Origin of the sequence: Bradyrhizobium sp. CSA207, from assembly GCF_029051685.1 — a bacterium.
In the GTDB taxonomy this organism is placed as follows: domain Bacteria; phylum Pseudomonadota; class Alphaproteobacteria; order Rhizobiales; family Xanthobacteraceae; genus Bradyrhizobium.
On sequence record NZ_JAACFT010000033.1, the window covers coordinates 39,913 to 66,424 of the forward strand.

22 protein-coding genes are annotated in these 26,512 nt (G+C 64.8%); 14 read left to right on the forward strand and 8 right to left on the reverse strand.

Annotated features, from left to right (window positions below):
- The first annotated feature begins 41 nt into the window (after positions 1-41).
- Complete coding sequence (locus tag GWG65_RS30785) at positions 42-1,001, forward strand: TAXI family TRAP transporter solute-binding subunit (protein ID WP_275199233.1); 960 nt, start codon at positions 42-44, stop codon at positions 999-1,001.
- 193 nt (positions 1,002-1,194) lie between these two features.
- Here GWG65_RS30785 and GWG65_RS30790 read toward each other — a convergent pair whose 3' ends face one another.
- Positions 1,195-2,409: an ABC transporter substrate-binding protein gene (locus GWG65_RS30790; RefSeq protein WP_275199234.1), complete on the reverse strand. Its 1,215-nt coding sequence runs from the start codon at positions 2,407-2,409 to the stop codon at positions 1,195-1,197.
- A gap of 104 nt (positions 2,410-2,513) precedes the next feature.
- A complete protein-coding gene (locus tag GWG65_RS30795) occupies positions 2,514-3,407 on the reverse strand; it encodes a helix-turn-helix transcriptional regulator (RefSeq protein ID WP_275199236.1) in 894 nt (297 codons plus the stop codon).
- 318 nt (positions 3,408-3,725) lie between these two features.
- Between GWG65_RS30795 and GWG65_RS30800 the strand changes: the two genes are divergently transcribed.
- Genes GWG65_RS30800 through GWG65_RS30810 form a run of 3 tightly spaced genes read left to right on the forward strand, consistent with a single transcriptional unit; the run spans position 3,726 to position 7,671 of the window.
- Positions 3,726-4,559 (forward strand): substrate-binding domain-containing protein, encoded by an 834-nt coding sequence (locus GWG65_RS30800; protein WP_275199237.1) that lies wholly within the window; start codon positions 3,726-3,728, stop codon positions 4,557-4,559.
- Positions 4,560-4,613: 54 nt separating this feature from the next.
- Positions 4,614-5,720, forward strand: a complete 1,107-nt coding sequence (locus GWG65_RS30805) for a molybdopterin-binding protein (protein WP_275199238.1) — start codon at positions 4,614-4,616, stop codon at positions 5,718-5,720.
- A gap of 13 nt (positions 5,721-5,733) precedes the next feature.
- On the forward strand, positions 5,734-7,671 hold the full coding sequence (locus GWG65_RS30810; protein WP_275199239.1) for a molybdopterin biosynthesis protein: 1,938 nt from the start codon (positions 5,734-5,736) through the stop codon (positions 7,669-7,671).
- A gap of 119 nt (positions 7,672-7,790) precedes the next feature.
- On the opposite strand, the gene mobA is transcribed toward GWG65_RS30810, so the two are convergent.
- Both mobA and fdhD read right to left on the reverse strand, forming a co-directional pair.
- On the reverse strand, positions 7,791-8,432 hold the full coding sequence (gene mobA, locus GWG65_RS30815) for a molybdenum cofactor guanylyltransferase MobA (RefSeq protein ID WP_275199240.1): 642 nt from the start codon (positions 8,430-8,432) through the stop codon (positions 7,791-7,793).
- Positions 8,419-9,309, reverse strand: coding sequence for a formate dehydrogenase accessory sulfurtransferase FdhD (fdhD, locus tag GWG65_RS30820; protein WP_275199241.1), 891 nt, complete (start codon positions 9,307-9,309; stop codon positions 8,419-8,421). Before fdhD ends, mobA begins: the two co-directional genes overlap by 14 nt.
- A gap of 210 nt (positions 9,310-9,519) precedes the next feature.
- On the opposite strand from fdhD, the gene mobB reads away from it, so the two are divergent.
- The 8 genes from mobB to ybaK all read left to right on the forward strand — a co-directional run bounded on the left by mobB (position 9,520) and on the right by ybaK (position 19,288).
- Positions 9,520-10,047 carry a molybdopterin-guanine dinucleotide biosynthesis protein B gene (mobB, locus tag GWG65_RS30825; RefSeq protein WP_275199288.1) on the forward strand — a complete coding sequence of 176 codons (528 nt, stop codon included), beginning with the start codon at positions 9,520-9,522 and terminating at the stop codon, positions 10,045-10,047.
- Positions 10,048-10,056: 9 nt separating this feature from the next.
- Positions 10,057-11,313 (forward strand): gephyrin-like molybdotransferase Glp, encoded by a 1,257-nt coding sequence (glp, locus tag GWG65_RS30830; protein ID WP_275199242.1) that lies wholly within the window; start codon positions 10,057-10,059, stop codon positions 11,311-11,313.
- Between the two features lie 44 nt (positions 11,314-11,357).
- Positions 11,358-11,585, forward strand: coding sequence for a sulfurtransferase TusA family protein (locus tag GWG65_RS30835; RefSeq protein WP_148740516.1), 228 nt, complete (start codon positions 11,358-11,360; stop codon positions 11,583-11,585).
- Between the two features lie 347 nt (positions 11,586-11,932).
- Positions 11,933-13,588 carry an OFA family MFS transporter gene (locus GWG65_RS30840; RefSeq protein WP_275199243.1) on the forward strand — a complete coding sequence of 552 codons (1,656 nt, stop codon included), beginning with the start codon at positions 11,933-11,935 and terminating at the stop codon, positions 13,586-13,588.
- 78 nt (positions 13,589-13,666) lie between these two features.
- Positions 13,667-13,948 carry a hypothetical protein gene (locus tag GWG65_RS30845; protein ID WP_275199244.1) on the forward strand — a complete coding sequence of 94 codons (282 nt, stop codon included), beginning with the start codon at positions 13,667-13,669 and terminating at the stop codon, positions 13,946-13,948.
- 152 nt (positions 13,949-14,100) lie between these two features.
- Positions 14,101-15,804, forward strand: coding sequence for an NADH-ubiquinone oxidoreductase-F iron-sulfur binding region domain-containing protein (locus GWG65_RS30850; protein WP_275199245.1), 1,704 nt, complete (start codon positions 14,101-14,103; stop codon positions 15,802-15,804).
- Complete coding sequence (gene fdhF, locus GWG65_RS30855) at positions 15,801-18,569, forward strand: formate dehydrogenase subunit alpha (protein WP_275199246.1); 2,769 nt, start codon at positions 15,801-15,803, stop codon at positions 18,567-18,569. The genes GWG65_RS30850 and fdhF overlap by 4 nt, the downstream gene beginning before the upstream one ends.
- Positions 18,570-18,814: 245 nt before the next feature.
- Entirely contained in the window at positions 18,815-19,288 is a 474-nt protein-coding gene (gene ybaK / locus GWG65_RS30860; RefSeq protein WP_275199247.1) for a Cys-tRNA(Pro) deacylase, read from the forward strand.
- Positions 19,289-19,300: 12 nt separating this feature from the next.
- Here ybaK and GWG65_RS30865 read toward each other — a convergent pair whose 3' ends face one another.
- Positions 19,301-19,984, reverse strand: coding sequence for a GntR family transcriptional regulator (locus GWG65_RS30865; RefSeq protein ID WP_275199248.1), 684 nt, complete (start codon positions 19,982-19,984; stop codon positions 19,301-19,303).
- Between the two features lie 155 nt (positions 19,985-20,139).
- Between GWG65_RS30865 and tcuA the strand changes: the two genes are divergently transcribed.
- Complete coding sequence (tcuA, locus tag GWG65_RS30870) at positions 20,140-21,531, forward strand: FAD-dependent tricarballylate dehydrogenase TcuA (RefSeq protein WP_275199249.1); 1,392 nt, start codon at positions 20,140-20,142, stop codon at positions 21,529-21,531.
- Positions 21,518-22,621: a tricarballylate utilization 4Fe-4S protein TcuB gene (gene tcuB / locus GWG65_RS30875; protein WP_275199250.1), complete on the forward strand. Its 1,104-nt coding sequence runs from the start codon at positions 21,518-21,520 to the stop codon at positions 22,619-22,621. Before tcuA ends, tcuB begins: the two co-directional genes overlap by 14 nt.
- 28 nt (positions 22,622-22,649) lie before the next feature.
- Here the strand turns inward: tcuB and GWG65_RS30880 are convergent, their stop codons facing one another.
- From GWG65_RS30880 to GWG65_RS30890, 3 genes are all read right to left on the reverse strand, one after another.
- Complete coding sequence (locus GWG65_RS30880) at positions 22,650-23,963, reverse strand: GGDEF domain-containing protein (RefSeq protein WP_275199251.1); 1,314 nt, start codon at positions 23,961-23,963, stop codon at positions 22,650-22,652.
- A gap of 244 nt (positions 23,964-24,207) precedes the next feature.
- A complete protein-coding gene (gene pncB, locus GWG65_RS30885) occupies positions 24,208-25,512 on the reverse strand; it encodes a nicotinate phosphoribosyltransferase (RefSeq protein WP_275199252.1) in 1,305 nt (434 codons plus the stop codon).
- A gap of 51 nt (positions 25,513-25,563) precedes the next feature.
- Positions 25,564-26,508, reverse strand: a complete 945-nt coding sequence (locus GWG65_RS30890; protein WP_275199253.1) for a LysR family transcriptional regulator — start codon at positions 26,506-26,508, stop codon at positions 25,564-25,566.
- Positions 26,509-26,512: the final 4 nt, after the last annotated feature.

Genomic DNA, 26,512 nt, shown 5'->3' on the forward strand with positions numbered 1-26,512 from the left:
CGCCTCAAGTCGATGTTGACGCGGAGCGGCCGGGACACATCATGAAACTCGCATCATCCATCCTTCTCGCCGCGGCGCTGCTCGCGAGCCCCGCTGTGGCCCAAACCGGAGACAAGGCCATTTCGACGATCAGTCTCGGGACTGCCACGCCCGGCGGCGGCTTCCCGCTCTATGGCAATGCCTTTGCGGAGGTGATGAACGCGGCCGATTCGTCGCTGACAATCGCGCCGCGCAATACCAAGGGCAGCAACGAGAACATTCCGCTGCTGGAGAAGGGCGAGCTCGATCTCGCGCTGGTCGCGGGCGAGCCGGCCTACGAGGCTTTTGCCGGCATCGGCCGCGCGCCGGTGCGCCTGAAGATCCTCACCGCGATCTATTCCAATCCCGGAATGTTCGTGGTGCGGGCGGATAGTCCCTACAGGACGATCCGCGATCTCGTCGGCCAGCCCGTCGCGTTCGGCGCCAAGGGCTCCGGCTTGCCGATCCTGGCGCGCTATGTGCTCGACGGGCTCGGCTTGAAGCAGGACGAGGACTTCAAGGCGATCTATCTCGATCGCGCCGGCGATGGCCCCGCGATGGTCGAGGACGGCCGCGCCGCGGCGCTGTGGGGCGCCGGCATCGGCTGGCCCGGCTTTGCCGCGGTCGCATCGAGCGCGTCAGGCGCGCGCTTCATCGCGCCAAGTGCCGAGGAGATCGCGCGCATCCGCGCCAAGCATTCGTTCCTGAAACCGCTGACCGTGCCGGCGGGCAGCTATCCGAACCAGTCCGAGCCGATCGCCTCGCTCGGCTCCTGGAGCTTTGTGCTGACGCGCGAGGACCTGCCGGATGACATCGCTTATCGCCTCGCGAAAACGCTGCACGGCATCGAGCCGGCGTTCTGCAAGAAGCTGGCGCAGGCCTGCGAGACCACGGCCGCGAACACGGTTGCCGCCGCGCCAAAGCCGGAGCTGATTCATCCCGGCGTCGCAAAATACTTCCGCGAGATCGGCGTGATGAAATAGGACGCGACGCCCGCTTACTTCCTTCTCCCCCTGTGGGAGAAGGTGGCGCGAAGCGCCGGATGAGGGGTTGTCTCCGCGCATTCAAATGAGAGACGGACTCGCGGAGACAACCCCTCACCCGGCTCGCCGCTGACGCTGCGAGCCACCCTCTCCCACAAGGGGCGAGGGTGACCGTCAGCGCGGCTCTACGCCGTCACTTCTTCACCATCGCACACGCCGGGTCCGGCGGCCCGAAGGCCTTGTCGCCGGAGATGGTCGTGAGGATCTTGTAATAGTCCCACGGATATTTGCTCTCTTCCGGCGTCTTGACCTGCACCAGCCAGAGATCGTGCACCATCAGATTGTCCTCGCGTAAGCGGCCGTTGCGGGCGAAGAAGTCCTCGATCGGCTTCTCGCGCATTTTCGCCGCGACCTTGAGCGGATCGTCGGTGCCGGTTTCCTTGATGGCGTTGAGATAGTGCGTCACGCTCGAATAGACGCCGGCCTGCCACATCGTCGGCATCTTGTTCATCTTTGCGAAATAGCGCTTCGACCATTCGCGCGTCTTGTCGTCCATGTCCCAGTAGAACGACGTCGTCAGCAACAGGCCTTGGGCTGCCTGCAGACCGAGGCCGTGAATGTCGGTGATCAGCGCCAGCAGCGCCGCCATCTGCTGGCCGCCCTTGAAGACACCGAACTCCGAGCCGGTCTTGATCTCGTTCATGTTGTTCGGGGGGCCGGCGGCGATGCCGATGATCTTGGCCTTGGAGGCCTGCGCCTGCAGCACGAAGGAGGACAGATCGGGCGTCGCCAGCGGCGGCCGTACCGAGCCCAGCACCTTGCCGCCGTTGGCGGTGACGACGCTGGAGGCGTCGCGCTCCAGCGAATGGCCGAAGGCGTAGTCGTCGGTGATGAAGAACCAGCTGTCGCCGCCGCGCTTGACCACGGCATCCGCAGTACCGACCGCGAGCGCGCGGGTGTCGAATACCCACTGGATCGCATAGGGCGTGCAGAACTTGCCGTGGAAATCGGCGGTGCCGGTGGAGTGGGTGATGAACAGGCGCTTCTTCTCGGTGGCGACGTTCTGCACCGCAAGCCCCACCGCGGAGACCGGCACGTCGACGATCAGATCGACCTGGTCGACATCGAACCAGCGCCGCGCGATGGCGCCGCCGACGTCGGCCTTGAGCTGATGGTCGCCGGTGACGATGCTGATCGGCTTGCCAAGCACGGTGCCGCCGAAATCGTCGATCGCCATCTGCGCCGCCGTCACCGACCCCGGGCCGGTCGCCGCCGAGGCCGGACCGTTCATGTCGGTGAGCACGCCGATCTTGACGGCATTGTCGGAAACCTGCGCCGAGGCCGCACCCGATACGAGCACCGCCGCGAGCGCGGCCGCAACCGGCAGTCCAAATCTGACTGGATTCACGCTTGTCCTCCGCTGATCCGGCGCGTTGGCCGGTGTTGCTTTTTTCCGGGTACGGCCCGGCTGAATTGGTTTCTTTTGCAACTATTTGGGGGCGGGCGTCAACGTCAGGCCGAAAAGCGGATTTGTCCGGCCGGCGAGGGATCGTAGCCGGTCAGCTCGTCGGCCCGCTGCTGCAGCCGTCTTTCGCCGAGGAATCGGATCAGGGCCTGCATGGCGGGGCGGAAATAGCTGCGCTGCCGCATCGCAAGATCGAAGTTTTCCCAGACCAGCGGCACGAAATCGAGGCCGGCGGAGCGCGCCGCCGCCCGCGTCGCCACTCCGCAATCGGCCTGGCCGGCGCGGATCACTTCGGCCAGATCCGGACTGGTCAGCGACGGCGTCTCGACCCGGCGCAAATCCCGCATCGTGGCGCCGGCGCGCTTGACCAGCACGTCGAGCAACATCTGCGCGCCTGTGCCTTGTTGTCGCATCGCCATCCTGGCACCGAGCGCGAGCACGTCGGACAGGCCGCGCAGCCGCTTGGGATTGCCCGGCGGCAGCACGAGGCCCTGCTCGCGGCGCACGAAGGCGACCAGCACCGCATCGTGCAGGTTCGTTGCGGCCCGCAGCGCCTCGACATTGGCATCGCTGGCCAGGTTGTCGGAGGCATCGAGGCTGTGGAAGTGCACCGCCACGGCCATGACCTCGTCCCGCTGCAGGCGCTCGAGCCCGCGCGCGCTGCCCTCGCTCATCGACCCCAGCCCGGAGCCGGATTCGCGCAGGCCCCAGTCCAGCAACTCGTCCTGGCTGCCGCCCACGACCGGCGGCGGCTCGGCCGTCAGCATGCCGGCCGGACGCGCCAGTCCCGACAACACCCAGAGGTCGAGCTCGTGCCGGGGAAAGAGCCACTTGCCGGTCACCTTGGTGCAGGGGATCGCGCCGTTGGTGACGAGTTCGTACAGCTTGCGTTCGCCGAGCCTGAGATAGTCGGCGGCTTCGCTGGTCGTCAGGAATTCCATCCTGCATTCCTATGCAAATTCTTGCTTCTTTTTTGACGTTCGACGCAGGTGGAATTCTGCAGTTCATTTTCGTCCGCGGGGACCATGCCCGATCATCTTGCTGCTTTGCAACACATCCTCATGCGCGCTTCTCGCCTTGGTGAATGATCCCCAAGTGCTCGCGTGACGCGGGTCTTGCGGCTGTCTCTGCCGCCATTGCGATCGGCGTGCCGCTCGGCATTGCCGAACTTTCCCGAGCAGGGGCGCAATGGGCGAACGCGCCACGAGTGCGGCGCAATCGATCATCAAGATCGCCCCTTATCCAAAGGGAGCCAGCTCATGGCCTTTCGCCGCCTCTACGCTGCATTTGCGCTCCTCTGCGGCCTTGCCGCTGGCGTTGCAGCGTCATCCGCGGAGGACCGCGAGATTGTCCTGGCCACGACGACGGCGACGCAGGAATCAGGCCTGCTCGACTATCTGCTGCCGATCTTCCGCGACAAGACCGGCATCGAGGTGACGGTGATTGCACGGCGCGCCGACGAGGTGCTCGACGGAGCGCGCAGGGGTGAGGTCGATGTCGTGCTGATGCATGCGCGTCCGCAGGAGGAGAAATTCGTCGCCGACGGCTTCGGCGCAAAACGCTTCGACGTGATGTACAACGACTACGTGCTGATCGGGCCGAAGAGCGATCCCGCCGGCGTGAAGGGCAAGGACATCGCGACCGCACTGAAGGCGATCGAGGCCAAGGGCGCCCCGTTCGTGACGCGCGGCGATCGCTCCGGCGCCCATGCGGCGGAGCTTGCGCTCTGGATCGTCGCCGGCATCGACATCGCCGGCGCCAAGGGCGCCTGGTATCGCGAGGCCGGGAAGGGCATGGCCGCGGCCCTCGACGCCGCGCGCGCGGCGAAAGCGTATGTGCTGTCCGATCGCGGCAGCTGGATCTCCTTCAAGGAGCGCGGCGATCTCGACATCGTCGTCGAAGGCGACAAGCGGCTGCTCAACCAATACGGCGCGATGCTGGTGAATCCGGAGAAGTTTCCGAACGTGAAGGAGGAACTCGGGCAGGCCTTTATCGACTGGCTGATCTCGCCGGAGGGGCAGGCGGTGATCGCCGCCTACAAGGTCGATGGGCAGCAGCTGTTCTTTCCCAATGCGGACAAATCGGGCGGCTGATGTCCGCATCGGGAGCGGTTGCCAAACCGCACGATGCATGGTCCATCATGGCGCATGACCCAGCGCCTGCCGCCATCGCTCACATCGCTCGACACCGCGCTCGCGGCGTTGCTGCGCGGCGTTGATCCGGTCGCGCCGGTCGAGCTGCCGCTCGCAGAGGCAGCGGGTTGCATCGCAGCGGGCACGCCGCTGCTCGCGGCCTATCCGCCCTATGACATCGCGGCCGCGGATGGCTGGGCGTTGCGCGCCGACGATCTCGTCGGTGCGTCTTCGTACTCGCCGCTGCCTCTGGCGAACCTTCCGGTGTGGGTCGATGCCGGTGACGCGATGCCGGAGCAATGCGATTGCGTGCTCGATGCCGATGCGATCGACGTCTCGGGTCCGCTTGCGCAGGTGTTGGCGGAGGGATTGCCGGGGCAGGGCGTTAGGCGAGCCGGAAGCGACATCGCCGATGGCACGCCGGTCGTTGCAAAGGGATGTGCGGTCAGCGCGGCCGCGCTGCTACTCGCGCGGGTCGCCCGGGTTGATAGCTTGAGCGTTCGCCGCCCGCGGCTGCGCATCGTCAATCTGCCGGGTGCAACGGCGACGACGCATATGATCGCCGGCATCGCGCGTGCAGCGGGATTGGATGTGAGCGTGCACCAAGCCGGCGCGCGCGACGCGGCATCGATTGCCGCTGAGCTCGATGATTCAGCCTGCGATCTCCTGTTGACGATCGGCGGCAGCGGCGTCGGGCGCCAGGATGCTGTCGTGACAGCGCTGGCTCAACGTGGCGATGTGATCGCCCATGGCATTGCGCTCCAGCCGGGGCGCACCGCCGCTGTCGGGCGGCTCGGAAAAGTTCCCGTCGTCGTCTTGCCCGGCTCGCCGGATCATGCGCTCGCTGCATGGCTCGCGCTTGCCCTTCCGCTGATCGATCGATTGTCGGCACGGCGGCCGCGCCTGTCGCTGACCTTGCCGCTCGCGCGCAAGATTGCATCGGGCGTGGGCATCGCCGAAATCGCGTTGTTGGCGCAAGAGCAGGGCGTTTGGCTGCCGCTTGCGGTCGGCGAATGGCCGCTACAGGCAATTGCCCGCGCAGGCGCATGGCTGCTCATTCCCGGCAGCAGCGAGGGATTTGGTGCGGGCACGCCGGTCGATGCCTATCTGTTGCAGGAATGAATTGGGTTCCGACATGTCCATGAATCCTCAACTGCAATTCGAGCAGGAGCAGTTCCTCAAGATTCTACCACGTGAGGATGCACTGGCGCGCTTCCAGGCCGCGCTGTTCCCGCGGGCGCTGCGAAGCGAAGCGCGCAAGCTTGCCGATGCACTCGGCGCGGCACTCGCCGAAGATGTCACTGCGCCGGTGGACGTTCCGCCCTTCGACCGTTCCAATGTCGATGGCTTTGCCGTGCGCTCGGCGGATCTCGCCGCGGCCGGCGAAAGCGCGTCCGTTCGCCTCGCGCTGAACGGCGAGACCATTCACTGTGGGACCGTGCCGGCGCTGCAAGTGGCGCCGGGAACCGCGACGCCGATCGCCACCGGCGGTCCGCTGCCGCGCGGCGCCGACGCCGTCGTCATGGTCGAGCACACCCAGCCGGCCGGATCGGATGGCATCGACGTCCGCCGCGCGGCCTCGCCGGGGCAATTCGTATCCTACGCAGGGTCCGACATCGCGCGCGGCGAGGCATTGCTGCGTGCCGGCACGATCATCGGCTCGCGCGAAATCGGCATGCTGGCGGCTTGCGGTCTCGCCGAGGTGACGGTCGCACGCAAGCCGAGGGTGGCCGTGATCTCTACCGGCGACGAACTGATTCAGCCCGGTCAGCCGCTTCCGCCGGCCGCGATCTACGACACCAATGGCGCAATCGTCGCCGCTGCGATCGACGAGAACGGAGGCGAGGCGACCTTCCTCGGCGCCATTCCCGACGATGAAGCGAAGCTGGAATCCGCAATGCGCCGTGCGCTGACCGATGCGGATATGCTGGTGCTCTCGGGCGGCACATCGAAGGGTGCAGGTGATCTGTCCCATCGCATCATCGGCCGGCTCGGCAAGCCCGGCATCATCGCCCATGGTGTTGCGCTTAAGCCCGGCAAGCCGCTGTGCCTGGCGGTGTGCGATGGCAAGCCGGTGGTGATCCTGCCGGGCTTCCCGACCTCGGCGATGTTCACCTTCCACGACATGATCGTGCCGGTGCTGCGCAAGATGGCCGGACTGCCGTCGCGCACCGACGCCAAGGTGAGCGCGACCGTGCCGGTGCGCATTGCCTCCGAACTTGGCCGCACCGAGTTCGTCATGGTTTCGCTGGTCGAGGGCAAGGACGGCTTGATCGCCTATCCGTCCGGCAAGGGTTCTGGTGCAATCACCTCGTTTGCGCAGGCTGACGGCTTTCTGCGGATCGATGCGCTTGCCGACCAGATGCCGGCCGGGACCGAGGCCGAGGTCACGCTGTTCACGCCGCATGTGCGCGTGCCCGATCTCGTCATCGTCGGCAGCCACTGTACCGGGCTAGATCTCGTCACCGCGCCGCTTGCGCATGCCGGTCTGATCGTGCGTTCGATCGCGGTGGGCAGCCTTGGCGGGCTTGCGGCGGCACGGCGTGGCGAATGCGATCTGGCGCCGATCCATCTGTTCGACGACAAGAGCGAAACCTACAACACGCCGTTTCTCGTCGAGGGACTCGAACTCGTCCCCGGCTGGTGCCGGATGCAGGGCATTGTCTTCCGAAAGGGAGACAAGCGCTTCGAAGGGCTCTCCGCGAAAGAGGCCGTCGCCGCTGCGCTCACTGACTCCGCCTGCATCATGGTCAACCGCAATCAGGGCGCCGGCACGCGCATTCTGATCGACCGTCTGCTCGGCGGCGCGCGCCCGGAAGGCTACTGGAACCAGCCGCGCTCGCACAACGCCGTAGCGGCAGCCGTCGCGCAGCACCGCGCGGATTGGGGCATGAGCATTGCGCCGGTCGCCCATGCCTCCGGCCTCGGTTTCACTCCGCTCGCCGAAGAGCACTATGATTTTGCGCTGGTCACGGCGCGCAAGCAGCGTCCGGCTGTGCAGGCTTTCCTCGACGCACTCGGCTCGGACCAGGCCCGCGCGGCGCTGGAGCGAGCCGGATTTCGGCCGGCGTAAAGCGCGATGAGATTGGGATGAATCGTCATTGCGCTTTAGGTTTTTGTTTGAGCATGATCTTTTTCGGAAAACCGCTGCCCATTTTTCCGGATCATGCTCTAGACGAACGACGCGGCGGTTCAAGCTGGGCGCTTTTCATCCAGCGCCGCCAGCCGCTCGGCTTCGGCAATGTCCTCGACCGTATTGGCATTGAAGAACGGATCGAGCGGCTCGGTCGGCCACGTCACGGTTGCTAGCGGATAGCGCGCGGTCCAGCGGTCGATCTTGCGAAGGTCCTCGACCACCAGCGCGTGCCGCAATTGATCGCGCAAGTTCACGCGCCACAGGCCGATCACCGGATGCGACTGGTCGCCTGATGCGGCGACTGCGAGCTGCGCGCTTTCTCGCTCCCGTGCCTCATGCAGGCGCGCCACGAGATCGCGCGGCAGGAACGGGCAGTCGCCAGCGGCGCTGAGCACCCACTCCACCTCCGGCCGGTTCGCCACGGTCCACTCGAGCGCGGCGAGTATGCCGGCGAGCGGGCCGGGAAAGTCGGGGATATTATCGGGAACGACCGTCAATCCGAACGCAGCAAAGCGCGCCGGATCGCCATTGGCATTGAGGATCAGCCCATCGCATTGCGGCGTCAGGCGGGCGATCACGCGGTCCAGAATGGTGCGGCCACCGATGGTGCGCATCGGCTTGTCGCCGCCGCCCATGCGCCGCGCCAGACCGCCGGCGAGCAGCACGCCTTGCGTGCGTGGTATCCTAGTCGTCACCACTTTCGCCCTTGCGCTTGTGCTTCGCCGACTCTTCCTCGACGTAAGCGAGGTTCTGGTCGTAGACGATGCGCTCTTCTCCCGACAGCACGATGAACCGCTTGCCGCGCGCACGTCCGACCAGCGTCAACCCGACCTGCCTAGCGAGATCGACGCCCCAGGCGGTGAAGCCGGAGCGCGACACCAGAATCGGAATTCCCATCCGTACCGTCTTGATCACCATCTCCGACGTCAGCCGCCCCGTAGTATAGAGGATCTTGTCGGACGGATCGACGCCATGGCGGTACATCCAGCCCGCGATCTTGTCGACGGCGTTGTGGCGGCCGACGTCCTCGGTGTAGCACAGCGGCGTGCCTTCCTTGCACAGCACGCAGCCGTGGATTGCGCCGGCTTCGAGATAGAGCGAGGGCATGGTGTTGATGGTCTGCGTCATCTGGTACAGCCAGGAGGTGCGCAGTTCTGCTTGCGGCAGGGCGACGCTCTCGACGGCTTCGAGCAGGTCGCCGAAGGCGGTGCCCTGCGCGCAGCCCGAGGTCTGCGTGCGCTTCTTCAGCTTGGCTTCGAAATTGGTGTGATGTTCGGTGCGCACCACCACGACCTGGAGGTCGTCGTCGTATTCGACCTCGCTGACCGCGTCATTGTATTTCAGCATGTTCTGGTTGAGCAGGTAGCCCAGCGCCAGATACTCCGGATAGTCGCCGATCGTCATCATGGTGACGATCTCCTGTGCATTCAGGTAGAGCGTCAGCGGTCGCTCCATCGGCACCTTGATCTCGACCTTGGCGCCGGCCTGGTCGGTCCCGGTCACGCTCCGGGTGAGGCGCGGGTCGTCCGTATCAGGAACGATCAGGGGGACGGGGGCTTTGTCCATCTTCATCATGGGTGCGAGGTTAGCATGACATTCGGCTCAAGCCGATATAAGCATGCTGGCGAGAGAACGTAATGGCACCTCCTCGTCATTGCGAGCGTAGCGAAGCAATCCAGACTGCCACCGCGGATATATCTCTGGATTGCTTCGCTGCGCTCGCAATGACGGGGAGAGGTCCGAGGTTCCATCGGCTGGCGAGCTGTTGGCGAGGATCGAACAGTGATGAAAGTCATCGGCCTTGCAGGCTGGAGCGGTGCGGGCAAGACCACGCTGTTGACGCGGCTGATCCCGCATTTCAACGCGCAAGGCCTGCGCGTCTCCGTCATCAAGCATGCGCATCACCAATTCGACGTCGACGTGCCGGGCAAGGATTCCTGGCGCCATCGCGAGGCGGGCGCGGCTGAGGTGTTGGTGTCCTCGGCTCACCGCTGGGCCCTAATGCATGAGTTGCGCGGGGCCGCGGAGCCGCGCCTGCCCGAGTTGTTGAACAAGTTGTCCGCGGTCGATCTCGTCGTGGTCGAAGGCTTCAAGCGCGAGCCGCATCGCAAGATCGAGGTGCATCGTGCGGGGAACGACAAGCCGCTGCTGTTCCCCAACGATCCCGGAATTGCCGGAATCGCGACCGACATCGCGGTTGAAACCCGGCTGCCGACCGTCCATCTCGATGATATCCCGGCTGCGGCGGCATTGCTGCTGCGCGCGGCGATGCCGGTCGAGGAAGTGGTCGCTAGAAGCGCTGCAATGCGCTGACGAGGCAACATGGCGCAATTGTCCGACGATTGCTTTGCCTTCGGTGGACCGATGATGTCGGTCGACGAGGCCGTTGGCCTGATCACGACGCGTGTCAACGCGATTACCGATCTTGAGACCGTGATGCTCGTCGATGCCGACGGGCGCGTGCTGGCGCGCGATATCGCAGCGCCCCTGCCGCTGCCGCCTTTCACCAACTCCGCCGTCGACGGTTATGCCGTGCGCGATGCGGACATTCCGCAAGCCCAGGAACGGGCGCTTCCGCTCGACGGTCGTATCCAGGCCGGAGGCCCTGCAAATGTCGCGGTCAAGCCCGGCCACACCGCGCGCATTTTCACCGGCGCCCCGATGCCGCCGGGCGCCGAGACCGTCTTCATGCAGGAAGATGTCCGCATTGACGAGGCCGGCAAGATCGTGCTGCCGCCCGGGCTGAAGCCCGGTGCGAACGTCCGCCCCGCGGGCGAGGATATTCCCGAGGGGCATATTGCGCTGCGTGCCGGCCAGCGGCTGCGGCCGCAGCATGTCGCGCTTGCCGCCGCGTTCGGCCTGACCAGGCTGGATGTCGTCAGGCGCATCCGGGTCGCGGTGTTCTCGACCGGCGACGAGTTGGCCTCGCCCGGCGCGCCGCGCAGCGCCTCGCAGTTGTTCGACTCCAACCGCTTCATGCTGATGGCGATGCTGCGCCGGCTCGGCTGCGAGATCAGCGACCTCGGCATTTTGCGCGACAACCGCAGCTTGCTTGCGGACGGCCTGAAGCGGGTCGCCGGCACGCATGATCTGATCCTCACCACCGGCGGCGTCTCGACCGGCGAGGAGGATCACGTCAAGGCGGCGGTCGAGAGCGTCGGCTCGCTGGTGCTGTGGCGGATGGCGATCAAGCCCGGCCGGCCTGTGGCGATGGGCATCATCGGCGGCACGCCGCTGATCGGATTACCCGGCAATCCTGTCGCGAGTTTTGTCACTTTCGTCCATGTGGTGCGGCCGACCGTGCTGGCGCTGGCCGGCAGCCTGCCCGAGCCGCTCACGCCGATGCCGCTGCGCGCGGCCTTCACCTACAAGAAGAAGGCGGGCCGGCGCGAATACGTTCGCGCCACCTTGCGGCGCGGCGACGATGGCGCGTTGGAGGCGGTCAAGTTTCCGCGCGAAGGTGCCGGGCTGTTGTCCTCGCTGGTCGAGACCGACGGGCTCGTTGAGCTTGGTGAGGACATCACCGGTGTCGAGCCGGGGCAGAGTGTGGGTTTCTTGCCCTATGCCGGTCTGATCTGAGCGGTCGCGTTGACGCCATCGACTGAGCTCGCCATGTTGCGCCCATGACCAGAACCACCCTTGATCTCACGGGGCTGAAGTGCCCGCTGCCCGCCTTGAAGACGCGTAAAGCCTTAAAGCCGTTGCAGCCGGGCGATCAGCTCGAAGTGCACTGTACCGATCCCTTGTCGGTGATCGACATTCCAAACTTGATCCGCGAGACCGGCGACAAGGTGGAGGTCACCGAGCGCAACGCCGCGCGCATCGTGTTTCTGATAGAGAAGTCCGATTGATCGATAGGGAAAACCAATGATGCGTCCACTTAGCGAGCGGTCACGCGGTTGATACCTACCTTTTGTCTATCGACATCGATCATCAGTTCTGCCCCAATTGACTACCGCCGCCGAGACGCGGAGGTTCAGTCGCGTCTGCGATCTGGGGAGCAAACGGGCCATCGAAGGAAGCCTGAACGTCAGGCATAGACCCTGGCTCAAGGGGTTAACGTCTCGAACGCGCGTGATGATCCTGGCGCGTTCAACGATCGTGCAGAGCAGCAGGGACATAGGCTGCACTGCAAGGGGCTGAGGATCAGGATCCTAGTGGCAGGCCGCTCAGAAGGGCGGCTGGAGGGGAGAAATGCATGGCTACAATTGAAGGCGCTGGGACAGTTTCGGGCGCTGGCGCAGGAATTCTTGATCGCGAGCACACGGTCGCCAAGGCCGGCTTCAATCGCTGGCTGGTGCCGCCGGCGGCGCTGTGCATCCATCTCTGCATCGGCATGGCCTATGGGTTCTCGGTGTTCTGGCTGCCGCTGTCGCGCGCGATCGGCATCACGCAGAGCAAAGCGTGTCCAGACATGTCGCTGTGGCAGGAGTTGTTCACCACGACCTGCGACTGGAAGGTCGCCAGCCTGGGCTGGATGTACACGCTGTTTTTCGTCCTGCTCGGCGTCTCCGCCGCGATCTGGGGCGGCTGGCTCGAGCGCGCCGGTCCGCGCAAGGCGGGCGCCGTCGCCGCCTGCTGCTGGGGCGGTGGTCTTCTGATCGGTGCTTTCGGTGTCTACGTCCACCAGCTCTGGATCATGTGGCTCGGCGCCGGCGTGATCGGTGGCGTGGGACTTGGACTCGGCTACATCTCCCCGGTGTCGACCTTGATTAAATGGTTTCCGGATCGCCGCGGCATGGCGACTGGCATGGCCATCATGGGATTTGGCGGCGGTGCCATGATTGGGGCGCCTCTAGCCAATCTCTTGATCAACTACTTCAAGACGCCCACCTCGGTCGGCGTATGGGAGACCTTCGTCACGATGGGGGTGATCTACTTCGTCTTCATGATGATCGGCGCCTTCGCCTATCGCGTGATTCCGGCCGGCTGGCAGCCCGAAGGCTGGACCCCGCCGAGTGAGAAGAAGTCGATGATCACCGAGCACCATGTGCACCTCAACAACGCGCACAAGACGCCGCAGTTCTGGCTGATCTGGTGGGTGCTCTGCTTGAACGTTTCGGCGGGTATCGGCGTGATCGGCATGGCCTCGCCCATGCTCCAGGAGATCTTCGCGGGCAAGTTGATCGGGCATCCGGAGCTGACCTTCGGCCAGCTTTCGGTTGAACAGAAGGCAACGATCGCTGCAATCGCTGCGGGCTTCGCCGGTCTGCTGTCATTGTTCAACATCGGCGGCCGGTTCTTCTGGGCGTCGATGTCGGACCTCATGGGTCGCAAGAACACCTACTACACGTTCTTCATCCTCGGCATCGCGCTCTATGCGCTGGCGCCGACCTTCGCGGCGATGGGCTCGAAACTGCTGTTCGTACTCGGCTTCGGCATCATCCTGTCGATGTATGGCGGTGGCTTCGCGACCGTGCCGGCCTATCTCGCCGACATGTTCGGCACCCAGTTCGTCGGCGCCATTCACGGCCGGCTGCTGACGGCGTGGTCGACTGCAGGCATCATTGGCCCGGTCGTGGTGAACTACATCCGCGAGTTCCAGCTCGCGGCGGGCGTTCCGCGCGACCAGCTCTACAACACGACCATGTACATCCTGTGCGCCATGCTGATCGCGGGCCTGATCTGCAACTCTTTGATCAAGCCGGTCGATCCAAAGTGGAACATGAGCAACGCGGAAGTCGCCAGACTTCAGGCGGCCAGCGCCAAGACCGAAGCCGGCGTCCAGCATGGTTCGTTTGGTATCGGCACGGGTGGCCTCGACGTCAAGGCTGCGCTGTTCTGGGCGTTCGTTGGTGTTCCACTGGCTTGGGGTGTGTGGAAGACCCTGGAGAGCGCGGTCAAGATTCTCTGATTGCAACATCACCGCCGCGGCGCGCGTTTCGTGCGCCGCGGTCGCCTTACCGCAACAAGGAATAGCTGGGGGAGTCCAATGGTTCGTAGTTTTGTCTGCCTTGCCGCAATACTGCTCGTGGCCGGCTCGCTCCACTCCGCATCCGCGCAGACCGCAACGGCGCCTGCGGCACCCGCCGCAACGACCGACGCCAAGCCGCCGGGCAAGATCAAGCTCACCATGCAAAAGCTGAAGGACATGAAGGCCAAGTGGGCAGCCAACAAGCCCAAGCTCAAGGCCTGTCGCGCCGACGTGAAATCCAAGGGCCTCGCAGGCGACGACCGCTGGTTCTACATCGAAGAGTGCATGAACAAGACGTGAGACTGCGCGACAATCGAATCGGTGAGGGGGCATGGGAGCTGGCGGCTGCATGCCCCCCTTAAACGCTTATTGGAACGTATGAATTCTCTTGGCATCTGGTATGCCAAGAGTTAGACTTTGACCCGTTCTAAAGAGAGTTACGAGACGCATTGATGAGCCACGACGTGCACGAGGTCCGCTCGTTCGAACATCCAGGCGAGGGACGAAAGCGAGCCAAGGCCACCCCCAAGGGGCGGCAGGTTGATCCCACGGCCGCGCATGAAATCGAGCAATTGCTCGGCGACAGGCCGCGGCGGCGCGATCTGCTGATCGAATATCTCCACCTGATCCAGGACAAGTATCACCAGATTTCGGCCGCGCATCTCGCGGCGCTGGCCGACGAAATGAAGCTCGCCTTCGCCGAGGTGTTTGAGACCGCGACCTTCTATGCGCATTTCGACGTGGTGAAGGAAGGCGAGGCGGATATCGCGCCGCTGACGATCCGCGTTTGCGATTCGCTCACCTGCGCGATGCTCGGTGGCGAGAAGCTGCTGGAAGATCTGCAAAGCGCGTCCGGCCCCGGCATTCGCGTGGTGCGCGCGCCCTGCGTCGGCCGCTGCGATACGGCGCCTGCCGCGGAAGTGGGACACAATTTCGTCGACCATGCGACTGTGGGCAATGTGCTGGCGGCGGCGAAGGCCGGCGATACCCACGCGCACTTGCCGAAATATGTCGACTACGATGCTTATGTTGCCGACGGCGGTTACAAGCTGCTCAATCGCCTGCGCTCGGGCGAGCTGCCGACCGACGATTTGCTGAAGGCGCTCGACGATGCCTCGCTACGCGGCCTCGGCGGCGCCGGCTTCCCGACCGGACGCAAATGGCGCGCGGTGTTAGGGGAGCCCGGCCCGCGGCTGATGGCGATCAACGGCGATGAGGGCGAGCCCGGCACGTTCAAGGACCGTGTCTATCTCGAAACCGACCCGCACCGCTTCATCGAGGGCATGCTGATCGGGGCGCATGTGGTGCAGGCGTCCGAAGTCTACATCTACATTCGCGACGAGTATCCGGCGGCGCGCGCCATCCTCGAACGCGAAATCGCAAAACTGCCAGCGGGCGGCCCGATCCTTCATATGCGCCGCGGCGCCGGCGCCTACATCTGCGGCGAGGAATCCTCGTTGCTCGAGAGCATCGAGGGCAAGCGGGGCCTGCCGCGGCATAAGCCGCCTTATCCGTTCCAGGTCGGCCTGTTCGGCCTGCCGACCCTGATTAACAACATCGAGACGCTGTGGTGGGTGCGCGACATCGTCGAGAAGGGCGCCGACTGGTGGAAGGGCAACGGCCGCCATGAGCGCCATGGCCTGCGCAGCTTCTCGGTCTCCGGACGAGTCAAGACTCCCGGCATGAAGCTCGCGCCCGCCGGCATCACCGTGCGGGAGTTGATCGACGAATATTGCGGCGGCATGGCCGACGGCCATCAGTTCTACGCTTACTTACCGGGCGGCGCGTCCGGCGGCATCTTGCCGGCGTCGATGGACGACATCCCGCTCGATTTCGGCACGCTGGAAAAATACGGCTGCTTCATCGGCTCGGCTGCGATCGTGATCTTGTCGCAGCACGACAGCGTGAAGGCGGCGGCGTTGAACCTGATGAAGTTCTTCGAAGACGAGAGCTGCGGCCAGTGCACGCCGTGCCGTGTCGGAACCGAGAAGGCGGCGCTGTTGATGCAGAAGCCGGTCTGGAACCGCGCCCTGCTGGAAGAATTGAGCCAGGCGATGCGCGATGCCTCGATCTGCGGGCTCGGACAGGCGGCGTCGAACCCGCTCTCATCCGTGATCAAATATTTCCCTGACGAGTTCAAGGAAGCGGCCGAATGACCAAAATTACGTTCGAGCTCGATGGTAAGCAGGTCGAGGCCAGCGCCGGCGAGACCATCTGGCAGGTGGCCAAGCGCCAGGGCCGCGAGATTCCGCACCTGTGCTATTCACCGGAGCCGGATTACCGTCCCGACGGCAATTGCCGCGCCTGCATGGTCGAGATCGAGGGCGAGCGCGTGCTGGCGGCCTCCTGCAAGCGCACGCCATCGGTCGGCATGAAGGTGAAGACCGAAAGCCACCGCGCGGTCGCTGCGCAAAAAATGGTGATGGAGTTGCTAGTCGCCGACCAGCCGGCGCGCGCGACCTCGCATGATCCGGAATCCAAATTCTGGCATTGGGCCGAGACCACCGGCGTCACCGAGAGCCGCTTCCCCGCCGCCGAGCGCTGGGCGACCGACGCCAGCCATCCGGCGATGCGCGTCAATCTCGATGCCTGCATCCAGTGCGGCCTGTGCGTGCGCGCCTGCCGCGAGGTCCAGGTCAACGACGTCATCGGCATGGCCTATCGCAATCACGAGTCGAAGATCGTGTTCGACTTCGACGATCCCATGGGCGAGTCCACCTGCGTCGCCTGCGGCGAATGCGTGCAGGCGTGCCCGACCGGCGCCCTGATGCCGGCCGTGATGCTCGACGACAAGCAGACCCGCGTCACCTACGCCGACAAGAAGGTCGACTCGCTCTGCCCGTTCTGCGGCGTCGGCTGCCAGGTGACCTATCAGGTCAAGGACGAAAAGGTGATTTACGCAGAGGGCCGCGACGGCCCCGCCAATCACAACCGTCTCTGCGTCAAGGGCCGCTTCGGCTTCGACTACATCCACCACCCGCATCGGCTGACCAAGCCGCTGGTGCGGCTGCCCAATGCGAAGAAGGATGCCAACGACCAGGTCGATCCGGCCAATCCCTTCACGCATTTCCGCGAGGCGAGCTGGGAGGAGGCGCTTGATATCGCCGCCAAGGGCCTGGTCAAGATTCGCGACGAAAAGGGCGTGAAGGCACTCGCCGGTTTCGGCTCGGCCAAGGGCTCGAACGAAGAGGCCTATCTGTTCCAGAAGCTGGTGCGCACCGGCTTCGGCTCCAACAATGTCGATCACTGCACCCGTCTGTGCCACGCCTCGTCGGTCGCGGCACTGTTCGAGGGCCTGAGCTCGGGCGCGGTGTCGGCGCCGTTCTCGGCGGCCATGGACGCCGAGGTCATCATCGTGATCGGCGCCAACCCGACTATAAACCACCCGGTCGCTGCGACCTTCATCAAGAACGCGGTGAGGGAGAATGGCGCAAAACTCTTCGTCATGGATCCGCGCCGGCAGACGTTGTCGCGCCACGCGACCAAGCATCTGCAGTTCAAGCCGGGCTCCGATGTCGCCATGCTGAACGCGATGATCAACACGATCATCACCGAAGGCCTGACCGACGACCAGTACATCGCGGGCTATACCGAGGGCTTCGAAGAGCTCAAGGAGAAGATCAAGGACTTCACGCCGGAGAAGATGGAGCCGATCTGCGGCGTCCCGGCGCAAACCCTGCGCGAGGTCGCACGAACCTATGCGCGGGCCAAATCCTCGATCATCTTCTGGGGCATGGGGATCAGCCAGCATGTTCACGGCACCGACAATGCGCGCTGCCTGATTGCGCTGGCGCTGATCACCGGTCAGGTCGGCCGTCCCGGCACCGGCCTGCATCCGCTGCGCGGCCAGAACAACGTGCAGGGCGCTTCCGATGCCGGCCTGATTCCGATGTTTCTGCCGGATTATCAGCCGGTCGGCCGCGACGATCTGCGTGGGGCCTTCGAAAAGCTGTGGGGACAGACTCTCGATCCCGTCCGCGGTCTGACCGTGGTCGAGATCATGAACGCGATTCATGCCGGTGAGATCACGGGCATGTATATCGAGGGCGAGAACCCGGCGATGTCCGACCCCGATCTGCAACATGCGCGCCAGGCGCTCGCCATGCTCGATCATCTCGTGGTGCAGGATCTCTTCGTCACCGAGACCGCGTTCCATGCCGACGTCATCCTGCCGGCCTCGGCGTTCGCCGAGAAGGACGGCTCCTTCACCAACACCGATCGCCGCGTGCAGCTCGCACGCCAGGTGATCAAGCCGCCCGGCGATGCGCGGCAGGATCTCTGGATCATCCAGGAGATCGGCAAGCGGATGGGCCTGCCCTGGAATTATTCCGGCCCCGGCGAGGTCTTCACCGAGATGGCGGAATTGATGCCGTCGCTGAAGAACATCACCTGGGAACGGCTGGTGCGTGAAGGCGCGGTTACCTATCCGGTCGACGATCCCGACAAGCCCGGCAACGAGATCATCTTCACCACCGGATTCCCGACCGCGAGCGGCCGCGGCAAGATCGTGCCGGCCCACGTCATCCCGCCGGATGAAGTACCGGACGCCGAGTATCCGATGGTGCTCTCGACCGGCCGCGTGCTCGAGCACTGGCACACCGGCTCGATGACGCGCCGCGCCCAGGTGCTCGACCAGATCGAGCCGGAGGCGGTCGCCTTCATGTCGCCGAAGGACATGCGCAAGAAGAAGCTCGCGCCGGGCGATTTCATCCGGCTGGAGACCCGCCGCGGCGCGGTCGAGGTCAAGGTCCGCTCCGACCGCGACGTGCCGGAAAACATGGTTTTCATGCCGTTCTGCTATGCGGAGGCGGCAGCGAATCTCTTGACCAACCCAGCGCTCGATCCGTTCGGAAAAATCCCGGAGTTCAAGTTCTGCGCGGCGAGAGCCGAGCGAGCCGAGATGCGCGACGCGGCGGAGTAGCGCTGCGCCTTTGGCGGCACGGCGCTAGCCAACTTCCCGGTGTCGTCCCGGCGCAGGCCGGGACCCATACCGCGTGATCGGTCGATGGCGGACGATTGCAGTACCAACCGACGTGTCTTCGCCAAATTACTCCCTGTGGTTATGGGTCCCGGCCTGCGCCGGGACGACGGCTGAGTGTGTGGCGGGCATTTGCCCCACATCGTGATTGCTTCGCGCCTCGCGATCACGGTGATAAACGTTGACGCATGTCCAAAGCCACCCCTGCCACACGTGCTCTTTCCGCCGCTGGTGTTGCCTTCACCGTCCACACCTACGATTACAATCCCGACGCCGAGAGCATCGGCCTTCAGGCTGCATCCGCGTTGGCGGAGGATCCGGCGCGCGTGTTGAAGACGCTGATGGCGCTGGTCGACGGCAAGCCGGTCTGCGTGGTCGTTCCATCCGACCGGGAAGTCTCGATGAAGAAACTCGCTGCCGCCGTGAGCGGCAAGTCGGCGCAGATGATGAAGCCGCCTGAGGCCGAACGCGTCAGCGGCTTCAAGGTCGGCGGCATCAGCCCGTTCGGGCAGCGGCGGCCCGTACGCACCGTGATCGAGCAGAGCGCGATGGCGCACGATCAGGTCTACGTCAATGGCGGTCAGCGCGGACTGCAGCTGCGGCTGAAGCCGCGCGATCTATGCGACGCAATAAAAGTGATAGCAGCGGATGTGGTTGCCTGACCCGTCTTGCTGCTACTGCTTCTGCAACAGCTTCAGCCGGCAGCGTAGCGCCTCGCGAATATGCGACCGTGCCAGTTGCTCGGCCCTGTCGCCATCACGCAGAGCGATGGCATCGATGATCGCCTGATGCTCGCCATGGCTGGTCGAGGGCCGGCCCGTCACCGTAAAGGTCGTGGGGCCCAGCAGCGCGATCCAGTCCTGCAACTCGCGCGAGGCGTTGTCGAGATAGCGGTTGCGCGCGGCGCGGCAGACCGCCTCGTGGAAGATGCGGTTGAGCCTCGCCATCTCGGCTGCGTCGGTCTCGGAGGCCTCGATGAAGGCCTGCTCGATATCCGTGAGCGCATCGATCTCCGGTGCTGACGCGTGCTCGGCGGCAAGGCGGGCGGACGCGCCTTCCATGATCTCGCGCATCGCATAGAGCTCGAGCACCTCGGAAATGTCGAGGCTGCGCACGATCAGCCCGCGGCCGCCGGCGGGTTCTACGAAACCGCGTGCTGCGAGCCGGCCGAGAGCTTCGCGCACGGGCGTGCGGCTGACCTTCAGCCGCTCCGCGACCTCTTCCTCGCGCAGGCGGTCGCCGGCGCGGTAGCTGCCCGCCTGGAGCGCTTCGCAGAGTGAGCGGAACACGGCTTCGCCCAGCGCGACGCCGGTGCCGCGCGCGATCGATCCGCCTGCCTTTGCCGGGCCTTTGGCCATGGTTCCTCGAAACGCGGGCGCATCCTGCCCATGCAGAGATTGCCGCTTGCGCCGGCCTTGTATATCTTTGTATACAAAGGTGCGCAATGGCCGCCGGCTTGCCTGGCCGCTGGAGGGCAGAATGTCTCTAATTTTTGTCGCATCGGGCGTATGGCATGAGCAGCAAATACGACGTGTTGGTGATCGGTGGCGGCAACGCAGCGCTATGCGCCGCCATCAGCGCGCGGCGCGGCGGCGCCTCCGTCCTCGTGCTTGAAGGCGCACCGAAATTCTATCGCGGGGGCAACACGCGCCATACGCGCAACATGCGCTGCGCCCATGATGCCGCCACCGAAATCCTTACCGGACCCTATACCGAGGAAGAGTTCTGGGAGGATCTCCTGCGCGTGACCGGCGGGCAGACCGACGAGGTGCTCGCCCGCCACATGATCCGGGAGTCCAAGGACATCCTGAACTGGATCGTGGAGCAGGGCGTGCGCTGGCAGCCCTCGCTCGGCGGCACGCTGAGTCTAGGCCGCACCAACTCCTTCTTTCTGGGCGGCGGCCGCGCGATGCTGAATGCACTTTATCTCACTGCCGAACGGCTCGGCGTCGAGGTCGAGTACGATGCCGAGGTCACCGACCTCGTGATCGCGGACGACATGTTTCTCGCAGCCCGCCTCAAGCGGCCGATCAAGGGCGAGACCGAGATCCACGCGACGTCGCTGGTCGCCGCGGCGGGCGGGTTCGAGGCCAACATCGAATGGCTGAAGCAATATTGGGGCGAGGCCGCCGACAATTTCCTGATCCGCGGCACTCCCTATAACCGCGGCTCGATCCTGAAGATGCTGCTCGCCAAGGGCGTGCAGGAGGTCGGCGATCCCACCCAGTGCCACGCGGTCGCGATCGACGCCCGCGCGCCGAAATTCGACGGCGGCATCATCACGCGCCACGACTCCGTCGTGTTCGGCATCGTCGTCAACAAGCACGCCCAGAGATTCTACGATGAGGGCGAGGATATCTGGCCGAAGCGCTACGCGATCTGGGGCCGGCTGGTTGCAGCCCAGCCCGACCAGATCGCCTACATCATCTTCGATTCGACCGTCGTCACCTCGTTCATGCCGACGCTGTTCCCGCCGATTGCGGGGCAGACTGTGGCTGAGTTGGCCGGAAAGCTCGAGCTCGATCCCGCCGCGCTGGAAAGGACCCTCGCCGAATTCAACGCCGCGGTGCAGCCGGGCACGTTCGATCACACCATCCTGGACGACTGCCGCACCGAAGGCATCGTGCCGCCGAAGACGCATTGGGCACGTCGGATCGCGACGCCGCCCTATCTCGCCTATCCAGTGCGGCCCGGCATCACCTTCACCTATCTCGGCACGCGCGTGACCAAGGAGGCGCGCATGCTGATGACGGACGGCAAGCCGTCGGCGAACATGTTCGCGGCCGGCGAGATCATGGCTGGCAACGTGCTCGGCAAGGGCTATGCCGCCGGCATGGGCATGACCATCGGCAGCGTGTTCGGTCGGATCGCAGGACGGGAAGCGGCGAAACATGCACGGAACTAGGATTCTTGACGAAGCTGACCGACTGATGACGGTCTGCAATTCCTGCCGCTACTGCGAGGGTTTGTGCGCGGTATTTCCGGCGATGGAGATGCGGCGAGCCTTCTCCGACGGAGACCTCAACTATCTCGCCAACCTCTGCCACGCCTGCGGCGCCTGCTATGTCGACTGCCAGTTCTCGCCGCCGCACGAGTTCAACGTCAATGTTCCCAAGACGCTTGCGATCGCGCGTGCCGAGTCTTATGCGGTCTATGCTTGGCCGCAGGCACTGTCCGGCGCCTTTGCGCGCAATGGTCTTGTCATCAGCATCGTCGCCGCGCTCAGCATGGCCGCCTTCATTCTCGGCTTTGCCGCCGTGAACGACAGCGGCGTGCTGTTCGGCGTCCACGCCGGCCCCGGCGCGTTCTACAGGCTGATGCCGCACAACGCGATGGCCGCGCTGTTCAGCGCCGCGTTCCTCTATGCGATCTTCGCACTTGTCATGAGCGTGCGCGCGTTCTGGCGCGACATCGGCGCGCCGATCGGCGGCCGCGCGGAGGGTGGTTCGATCCTGCAGGCCATCCGAGATGCCGGCGAGCTGCGCTATCTGGATGGCGGCGGCGTCGGTTGCTACAACGAGGACGACAAGCCGACCGACCGGCGCAAGCTGTATCATCACCTGACCTTCTACGGTTTCCTGCTCTGCTTCGCTGCGACGTCGGTGGCCACGCTCTATCACTATGTGTGGGGACGCGAGGCGCCCTATCCTTGGTGGGATCTGCCGGTAGCGCTCGGCACGCTTGGAGGCATCGGCCTTATTGTCGGGCCGATCGGGCTGTTCGCAGCCCGGATGCGACGCGATCCCGCGCTGCTGGACGAGCAGCGCTACGGCATGGATGTCGGCTTCATCGCCATGCTGTTTCTGACCGGTCTCACCGGCATGGCGCTGCTGGCTTTGCGCGAGACCGCTGCGATGGGACCGCTGCTGGCGCTGCATCTCGGTGCCGTGTTCGCACTGTTCATCACCATGCCCTACGGCAAGTTCGTGCACGGCATCTATCGCTTCGCTGCACTGGTGCGCTACGCGCAGGAGCGGAAGGCAGAGGTGTCCTGATCGGGGGACAAGCCCGCGGGATCTGGGGTCAGCCTCGCGCGGCGGCCACTTCGCGCGATCGCGACGCGACGAGGACGACGTCGGACCTCGCCGTGTCGACCTGAACCCGGTTGCGTCCCTTCTCCTTGGCGCGGTAGCAGGCGGCATCCGCACGCCGCATCGCCTCCTCGAGCGTGGCGTTGCCGTCGGCGATGCAGGCAACGCCGATGCTGGCGGTCACCGCAAAGCAACGATCGTCCCAGGCGAAGCTGAACAGTTCGAGCGAGGTGCGCAGCCGTTCGGCGACATCGACGGCGTCGTAAGGCGAGCACTGCGGCAGGATCAGACCGAATTCGTCGCCGCCGAGCCTGGCCACGAGATCATGCGACCGCCGGTCCTGCTGCAACAATTGCGCAATCTGGCGCAGCAGGCGATCGCCCGCGAGATGGCCGCAGCTGTCGTTGACATTCTTGAACTGGTCGAGATCGAGCAGGATCAGGCCCAGTGAGCCTTCTCTGGTATGGTCGAGTTCGCTTTGCAGGCGCGCCTCGAACGCGCGGCGGTTGGCGAGGCCGGTCAGCCAGTCATGCGAGGCCTGCCAGGCGAAGCGGTCCTTCTCGGCATGCAATGCATCCTCGAACGCGTGCCGTTGCAGCACCAATCGTCGCGTGTGCCAGATCAGGAGCAGGATCAGCGTCAGGGCGGTGACGACGTTGACGAGCGTCAACGTCACCTTGATGGCGCGGGAGCCCTCGCCGAGGACGGTGGAGAAGCGCTTGGCATGCCCCGTGAACTGGCTATTCAACTCCGAGAGCCGCGACGACAGGTATCGCAGACGGTCGCTGTCGCGAATGGGACCTTTCGTCCACTCGGAGCGGATGACTTCGCCGAAGACGCTCAGCTCCAGCAGCATGGGATCGGTGGCAGCCCACTCCCGGATCGCGTCGCGGAGAAAATTCACCTGGCTGAAATTGCGGAACAGCCAGATCAGGCCGGGGACGTCGTCAGGATGGTTGCCGCCTTGCAGGAAGCCGATCCGGGCGGCCTCGACGTCGACCGGATCGCGCTCGAGCGCCCACCGCGCGAATTCGTCGCCAATGGGGACGGCGAGCGAGGTCCGATAGTGCGCGAACTGGGTGGCGTCGCCGGAATGCAGATAGAGATTGAGGAAATAGACGGCATTCTTCTGCGAGCGCGACCACATCGCCTCGCCCGCGACATAGGCGCGCACCGAGGACATCACCTCCAGGCTGAAGCCGGCGACCGCCGCCTGAAGCACGACGACCATGACGAAAGGCGAGACGAGCTTGATGACGTGAAGGAGGCTGTGTCCCTTCGTCGATGTCGCTGTTCTGCGAAACACGTTGCATTCCCCAAGTCGCTCGACGACCCCACCGGAGCGATTTGCTCATAACTCGGATTACGAGCAAACGGTGCTTAACTCGACCTGAAAATGCCGCGAGACTGCGTCGCAGGGTGAAGGCGTTGTGAAGCAGATGCTTGCAGATCGTTGCAAATGCCGCCCACGGAACTGACGCGGAATCTGCGAGGCGATGCCTCGAATGCGTGGCGCGCGGTTTACTCGATCGAAAGAAATCGGCTTGGGGCTAGACCAGCACGGGTTTGCGCACGCGGCCGGCGTCGCCGAAGACGCGCAGGTAACGCTCGATCTCCGAGGACATGCCGGTCGCCTTCTCCGGATTGTCGGAGAGCTTGACGGCCGGGCGGCCGTCGACCGACGAGACCTTGCAGACGATCGAGATCGGATCGAGATTGATCGAGGCGTCCGGCGGGCAGCCGACAAAATCATTGGTGAGATTGGTGCCCCAGCCGAAGGAGAGCCGCACGCGGCCGCCGAAATGGTGATAGGTGTCCTCGATCGAGCCGACGTCCATCGCGTCGGAGAACACGAGCAGCTTGTCCTTTGGATTGCGGCCCTTCTGCTCCCACCATTTGATGATCTCCTCGCCGGCCTGGATCGGCGGCGCGCTGTCGGGACGGAAGCCGGTCCAGTCGGCGACCCATTCCGGCGCATCGCGCAGGAAGGCCTTGGTGCCGAAGGCGTCGGGCAGCGCAATCAGCAGGTTGCCGCCATAGGTCTGGCGCCACTGGTCGAGGATGCGATAGGGCGCCCAGCGCAATTCCTCGTCGTCCTTGGCCAGCGCAGCCGCGACCATCGGCAGCTCATGCGCGTTGGTGCCGATCGCTTCGAGATCGTTGTCCATCGCGAGCAGCACGTTGGAGGTGCCGATGAAGGACGGCCCCAAGCCTTCCTTGACCGCCTCCACGCACCAGCGCTGCCAGAGGAAACCGTGGCGGCGGCGGGTGCCGAAGTCGGACAGGCGCAAGGTCTCGAGCTTGCGCAGCCGCTCGACCTTGGTCCACAGCTTGGCCTTGGCGCGGGCGTAGAGCACGTCGAGCTCGAAGCGGCCCCGGCCCTTCATCGCCGCGCGCGAGCGCAACTCGTTGAGGATGGCGAGCGCCGGAATCTCCCACATCGTGGTGTGGGTCCACGGTCCGTGGAAATGCAGCTCGTACTGGCCCTCGACCTTGCGCAGCTCGTATTCGGGTAAACGAAATTCCGCGAGCCAGCGGATGAAGTCCGCCGAAAACATGTGGGTTCTGCCGTAGAAGGTGTTACCGGCGAGCCAGATCAGCTCCTTCTTGGTGAAGCGGATGGTGCGGGCATGATCGAGCTGGGCGCGCAGCTCGCCCTCGTCGATAATCTCGGCAAGTCGCACATGGCGCGAGCGGTTGATGACCGAGAAAGTCACCTGCTGACTCGGGTAGGATTCCCGAATCATCTGCAACATCAATAGTTTGTAAAAGTCGGTATCAAGCAGGCTGCGGATGATGGGATCCAGCCGCCAGCTGTGATTGTAGGTCCGGCTCGCAATGTCGGTCACTGTCATGCGGGAATTCTAGCGTGGCCGCCGCGGCGCAACCAGTGGGTTTGGCGGGGATCAGGTTTTCGCGGGGCCTGGGCCCGCGGCGGTCGCAGCCGCGGTCTCGAGCTGGTTTCTGATCCAGCGATGGGCCGGATCCTTCTGGTAGCGCTGGTGCCAGACCATGAACATCGGCAGTTCGGCGAGCGTTTGCGTGCGCGAGGCCAGCGGAATGCGCACATGTGCAAAGCCGTGCATCACGCCGGAAGCCAGCAGGCTCGGCATGCTTGCGAGCATTCGCGAGCCGCGCAGGAACGACGGCACGCCGGAAAAGCTCGGCACGGAGATGGCGATATCGCGGTGGAAGCCGTTGGCCGCGAGCCGGCGGTCGAAGTCGAGCCGTTCATTGTCGGTGTAGACCACCGTGATGTGGCGCGCCGCGAGATAGGCCCTGCGGCCGGTAGGCGCGGCACGCGCCTTCGGATCATAGTAACAGACGTAGTGATCTCTCAGCAGGCGCTTCTGCACGATGTCGACGCCTGACGGCGGCAGCGGCGTGACCATCAGATCGCAGCGGTTTTCGCGCAGCATCGCGGGTGAGGGCGATTGCGAGGGGATCACGCGCAGATTCAGGCTCTTCACCTGCGCCGTAACATGCCCGAAGAAGCGCGGCAGCAGCAGGTCGCGCTGGAAATCGTTGGCTGCGACCGTGAGCGAAAGCTGGGCGCTCGCAGGCTCGAACGTGACGCCGCCGGCAAAACTGCGCATCTCGTCGATCAGCGCGCGGGCCTTCGCCGCGAGCGCCTGGGCGTGCGCGGTGGCGACGATGCCGCGGCCGGATTTGGCGAACAGCGGATCGCCGGCGATCCGCCGTAGCTTGTTCAGGGCGTGGCTGACCGCTGACTGCGTCAGGCCGAGCCGCGTTGCAGCCGCTGTCACCGAGCCTTCCTCCAGCACGGCCAGGAACAATTCAAGCGCATGGCCGTCGAGCGCCAAATGATCGATTTCTTTCATGGAATTCATTATA